The organism is Bacillus sp. JJ783, from assembly GCF_036963225.1.
GTDB classification, from domain to species: domain Bacteria; phylum Bacillota; class Bacilli; order Bacillales; family Bacillaceae_G; genus Bacillus_A; species Bacillus_A cereus_U.
Window position 1 is genome coordinate 1 of sequence record NZ_JBALMG010000220.1, and the last position, 222, is coordinate 222.

A 222-nucleotide genomic window follows, 5' to 3' on the forward strand; every position below is an offset into this window, starting at 1 on the left:
AAATAAATGTTGAGAAATATTAATGAGATATTTATATCTTAATATCTATTTGTTATTATTTATGTGAGAATATTCAAAAAAGGGGGATCTTATGAACATTCCAGTGAAGGGAAGCGAACAGGTTACAAAGCAACTTAATGAATGGTATCAAGCAATGTTACAACAACAATTGTCAAAAGCAACTAATTTAAAACAAGAAATTGATAAAAATATTGATGTTTT

At 25.7% G+C, this 222-nt stretch carries 1 protein-coding gene; it reads left to right on the top strand.

Going from position 1 to position 222, the window contains the following annotated elements:
* Positions 1-154: 154 nt before the first annotated feature.
* A partial coding sequence (locus V7038_RS29640; RefSeq protein WP_438825126.1) for a hypothetical protein occupies positions 155-222 on the top strand: 68 nt, incomplete at its 3' end.